General features: G+C 69.9%; 5 protein-coding genes. All 5 read left to right on the top strand.

Annotated elements, in window-relative coordinates; translation table 11 throughout:
- Window positions 1-789: SCO family protein (locus ROTAS13_RS27350; RefSeq protein WP_171979162.1), on the top strand; the 789-nt coding region annotated here is incomplete at its 5' end.
- On the top strand, window positions 786-1,730 hold the full coding sequence (gene coxB / locus ROTAS13_RS19460) for a cytochrome c oxidase subunit II (RefSeq protein ID WP_019459295.1): 945 nt from the start codon (window positions 786-788) through the stop codon (window positions 1,728-1,730). The genes ROTAS13_RS27350 and coxB, both read left to right, overlap by 4 nt.
- Before the next feature lie 23 nt (window positions 1,731-1,753).
- A complete protein-coding gene (locus tag ROTAS13_RS19455; RefSeq protein WP_037252052.1) occupies window positions 1,754-3,415 on the top strand; it encodes a cbb3-type cytochrome c oxidase subunit I in 1,662 nt (553 codons plus the stop codon).
- Window positions 3,412-4,065, top strand: a complete 654-nt coding sequence (locus ROTAS13_RS19450; RefSeq protein WP_019459297.1) for a cytochrome c oxidase subunit 3 — start codon at window positions 3,412-3,414, stop codon at window positions 4,063-4,065. The genes ROTAS13_RS19455 and ROTAS13_RS19450 overlap by 4 nt, the downstream gene beginning before the upstream one ends.
- Window positions 4,062-4,412 carry a cytochrome C oxidase subunit IV family protein gene (locus tag ROTAS13_RS19445; protein WP_216348695.1) on the top strand — a complete coding sequence of 117 codons (351 nt, stop codon included), beginning with the start codon at window positions 4,062-4,064 and terminating at the stop codon, window positions 4,410-4,412. Before ROTAS13_RS19450 ends, ROTAS13_RS19445 begins: the two co-directional genes overlap by 4 nt.
- Window positions 4,413-4,764 lie beyond the last annotated feature (352 nt).

Raw genomic sequence — 4,764 nt, 5'->3', positions numbered from 1 at the left:
GACAGCCTCCATGCTGAGCTGGATGCCGCTGCTGGCCACGGCCCGGCCCGGGCGGCCCTGACCGAGGCGCAACTGGCCGAGGTGGAGCTGGCGCCGCCGCCGGGCGCGCGCCTGCCGCCCGGTCTGGCGCTGCGGGACGAGGACGGGCGCGATGTCACGCCCGCCGCCCTCCAGCACGGCCTGCCGGCGGTGCTGGTGCTGGCCGACTTCACCTGCGTCACGCTTTGCGGCCCGGCGCTCGGGATCGCCGCCCATGCCCTGGCGGAGACCGGGCTGCGGCCGGGGCGGGACGTCGTGTCGCTCGCCATCGCCCTGGGCTCCCGGGATGGGCCGGCCGAGGCGCGGGCGATGAAGGCGGCGCATCTGGGCGGGCTTCCGCCGGAGCTCCTGGCCGCCACGCATTTCCTGACCGGCCCGGCCGCCCCGCTGGCCGAGGTGCAGTCCGCGCTCGGCTACCGGGCGCAGTTCGACAGGGAGGCCGACCGCTATGCCCATCCCACCGGCATCCTGGTGCTGACCGGCGACGGGCATGTCTCGCGCCTGCTGGACGGGCTGGCGCCCGATCCCGGCGTGCTGCGGCTGGCGCTGGTGGAGGCCTCGCAGGGCCGCATCGGCACGCTGGGGGACCGCATCCGCCTGCTCTGCTACGGGCTCGACCCGGCGCACGGGATCTACAACGGCGTGGTGAAGCGGGCGCTGACGATGGGCACGGTGCTGACCCTGGGCGGGCTGGGGCTGTTCCTGTTCCTCGTCTCGCGCCGGCGGGTGCCGGGCGGGATGCGCCCATGAGCGGGTTCCGCCTCTGGCCCGACGCCGCCTCGGACGTCGCGCAGCGCACCGACCTGATCGTGGTGATCATGCTGGTGCTCTCGGGTGCCATCCTGCTGCTGGTGACCTGCCTGCTGCTCGGCTTCGCCATCCGCTACCGCCGCGGCTCGAAGGCGCCGCGCGGGCCGCTGCCGGAGATCCTGCAACGGGAGGTGGAGGTCGGCTGGACCGTGGCCACGGCGCTGCTGGCGCTCGTGCTCTTCGCCTGGGGCGGCGCCACCATGCTGTCCTTCGGCGGCGCGGAGCAGGGGGACGCGGTGGAGATCCATGTCCAGGCCAAGCAGTGGATGTGGAAGACGCGGCACGCCAACGGGGCGCAGGAGATCGACGCCCTGCACGTGCCGCTGGGCCAGCGGGTGCGGCTGATCATGACCTCGCAGGACGTGATCCATTCCTTCTTCGTCCCGGCCTTCCGGGTGAAGCAGGACGTCCTGCCCGGCCGCCTGACCGAGCTGCGCTTCACCCCCACCAAGCCCGGCACCTACGAGCTCTTCTGCGCCGAGTACTGCGGCACGCTGCACGCCCGCATGGGCGGCACGGTCACGGTGCTGGAGCCGGACGACTACGCGCGGTGGCTGGCGGCGCAGCCGGAGGCCGACGACCTGGCCGGGGAGGGCAGGGTGCTCTTCACCGCGCTCGGCTGCTCCGGCTGCCATGCCGGCAGCGCCACCGTCCACGCGCCGCGGCTGGAGGGGCTCTACGGCCGACAGGTGCCGCTCTCGGACGGGCATTTCGTCACCGCCGACGAGGCCTATCTGCGCGATTCCATCCTGCAGCCGGCGAAGCAGGTCGTGGCCGGCTTCGCGCCGCTGATGCCCTCCTTCGCCGGGCTGGTGGGAGAGGACGAGCTGCAGCGCCTCGTCGCCTATATCCGCTCCCTGCGGGAGGAGAAGTCACCGTGAGCGACATCGCCGCCGACGCCGCCATGGCGCCCCGTGCCCGCCCGGCGGAAGAGGAAAGCTACCTGACGGCGGAACGGGGCATCGCCTCCTGGCTGCTGACCACCGATCACAAGCGCATCGCCCTGCTCTACGCGGCGGCGCTGACCGCCTTCTTCTTCATTGGCGGGGCGGGGGCGGTGGCGATCCGGATGGAGCTCTTCACGCCGCAGCAGGACCTGATGTCGGCGGACACCTACAACCGGATGTTCACCCTGCACGGCACGGTGATGGTCTGGTTCTTTCTGGTGCCCTCCATCCCCAACACGCTGGGCAACTTCCTGCTGCCGCTGATGATCGGGGCGAAGGACCTCGCCTTTCCGCGGCTGAACCTGTCCTCCTGGTATCTCTTCGTCGGCGCCGGCGCCTTCCTGGTCTATGCGCTGATCGCCGGCGGGGTGGACACGGGCTGGACCTTCTACACGCCCTATTCCACGATGTTCTCCAACTCCTACGTGCTCGCCGCCGTCTTCGCGGTGATCGCCGTGGGCTTCTCCTCCATCATGACGGGGCTGAACTTCATCGCCACGGTGCACATGCTGCGCGCGCCGGGGATGCACTGGTTCCGCCTGCCGCTGCTGGTCTGGGCGATCTACGGCACCAGCCTGGTGATGGTGCTGGCGACCCCGGTGCTGACCGCCGTGCTGCTGCTGATCTTCGCCGAGCGCGCCTTCGGCCTGCCCGTCTTCGACCCGGCGCGGGGCGGCGACCCGCTGCTGTTCCAGCACCTCTTCTGGTTCTACAGCCACCCGGCCGTGTACATCATGATCCTGCCTTCCTTCGGCGTGATCAGCGAGATCGTCACCTGCTTCGCCCGGCGGCAGATCTTCGGCTACAGCTTCATGGTCTATGCGATCCTCTGGATCTCGGTGATCGGCTTCCTGGTCTGGGGCCACCACATGTTCGTCTCGGGGCAGTCGCTCTACGCCTCGCTGGTCTTCTCCTTCCTCTCCTTCGTCATCGCCGTGCCCTCGGCCATCAAGGTCTTCAACTGGACCTTCACCCTCTACCGGGGCGAGATCGTCTTCGAGTCGCCGATGCTCTACGCCATCGGCTTCATCGGCCTCTTCACCATCGGCGGGCTGACCGGGTTGTTCCTGGCCTCCATCCCGATCGACGTGCACGTGACCGACACCTATTTCGTCGTGGCGCATTTCCATTTCATCATGGTGGGCGGCGCGGTCACGGCCTTCTATGGCGGGCTGCATTTCTGGTGGCCGAAGATCACCGGGCGCCTCTACCCGGATGGCTGGGCGCGTTTCGCCGCCATCCTGATGTTCTTCGGCTTCGGCTTCACCTTCTTCCCGCAGTTCATCATGGGCTATCTCGGCATGCCCCGGCGCTACGGCGCCTATCCGCCGGAGTTCCAGGTCTATCACGTCATGTCCTCCTGCGGCGCGGTGCTGCTGGCGGGAGCCTATCTGCTGCCGATGGGCTATCTTGCCTGGTCGCTGTTCCGCGGGCAGCGCGCGGGGAACGATCCCTGGAACGCCACGGGGCTGGAATGGCAGACCACCTCGCCACCGCCGCGCGACAATTTCCGCGTCCCTCCGGTCGTGAAGACCGGCCCCTACGTCTACCATGACGAGGATTTCGGGCCGGACCGCCGCACCGAGGAGCCGCACCGGAACCAGGACGAGCCCCGGTGAGCGCGGCGGACCTCCCCGCGGCGCCCGCGCCCGATCCGATCCGCGAACCCTGGGAGAGCCTGCACCGGCAGCGCCTGGGCTCCAGCCTCGGCATCTGGATCTTCCTGGGCAGCGAGGCGATGCTCTTCGGCGGGCTGATCATGGCCGTGGTGGCGAACCGGGCGCTGCATCCGCAGGCCTTCGCCGCCGCCGGGCACGAGACGGACGTGGTGCTGGGCACGCTCAACACCGCGATCCTGCTGACCAGCAGCCTGACCATGGCGATCGCCTCCGAGGCCGCCCAGGCGGAACTGCGCCGCACGGCCCTGCGCGGCTTCGCCCTGACGCTGCTGCTGGGCCTGGCCTTCCTGGCGGTGAAGGGCTTCGAGTACCACAAGGACATCACGGAGCGTCTCGTGCCCGGGCCGGGCTTTCCGCTGCCCGACCCGGCCTCGCAGATCTTCTTCGGCTTCTACTGGGGCATGACCGCGCTGCACGCGCTGCACATGACGGCGGGGCTGGGCGTGGTCGGCTGGCTGGGCTGGCAGGCCTGGACGCGCCGCCGCGCGCTGCGCAGCCCGGCCTATGAGGTGGTGGCGCTCTACTGGCACCTGGTCGATATCGTCTGGGTCTTCCTCTACCCGCTCTTCTATCTCGGGGGACGCTCGTGACCGCGCCGCACAGCCTGGCCGAGGCCGGTCCGCGCAGCACGCGCGACATCCTGCGCGCGACCCTGCCGCTGTGGCTGGCGCTGATGCTGCTGCTCGCCGCGACGCTCGGCCTCGCCTATGTGCCGCTCGGTCGCTGGAGTGCGGCGGTGGCCTTCGGCATCTCCGGCGTGAAGACGGTGTTGATCGGCGTCTTCTTCATGAAGCTGCGCGACGCGATACCGCTGGTGCGGATCGCCGCCTGCGCCGCGATGCTGTGGCTCGCCTTCCTCTTCCTGCTCACCTTCGCCGACCTGCTGACGCGCGCACCCCTGACGCAGCCGGGGACGATCGTGCCGTCGATGGGCTGATCCGACCCGCCGCTTTTCCCCTGTTCTTGCGTTGCGCTTCGTGGCTGGCCGCCGGGGGAGAGGCGCTGCCTCTCACCCCGGACCCCCTCTCCGCCGGGGACCGGAGCCGGTCCCCGGACCCCGGGCTTTCGTTGGTGCCTGTGGTAGCCGTCAGACTGTGGGTTGATCCCCGGGAACAAGTGGAGACGCGGGGCACCTGAAGAGAAAGACATGCTGTCCGCACCTGTGGCACCGGCAGTCCGCCGGAGAGCGATGCTCTCCGGCGCGATCCGGCGTCAGCGAGAACCAGCTCGTCGGGTCCAGGGCCCGCCTGTCTCTTGATCACATCTACGCACAGCTCCACCGTAAGGCG

This window comes from Roseomonas sp. TAS13, assembly GCF_001950415.1.
Taxonomy (GTDB): domain Bacteria; phylum Pseudomonadota; class Alphaproteobacteria; order Acetobacterales; family Acetobacteraceae; genus Roseomonas; species Roseomonas mucosa.
Note: the sequence above shows the minus strand (reverse complement) of the source record. Positions and strands in the feature narration are given on the sequence as shown.

Bases quoted from the DNA above. Each gene is read 5' to 3' on its own strand.
- coxB (WP_019459295.1), top strand. From the start codon at position 786: ATGAGCGGGTTCCGCCTCTGGCCCGACGCCGCCTCGGACGTCGCGCAG.
- ROTAS13_RS19455 (WP_037252052.1), top strand. From the start codon at position 1,754: ATGGCGCCCCGTGCCCGCCCGGCGGAAGAGGAAAGCTACCTGACGGCG.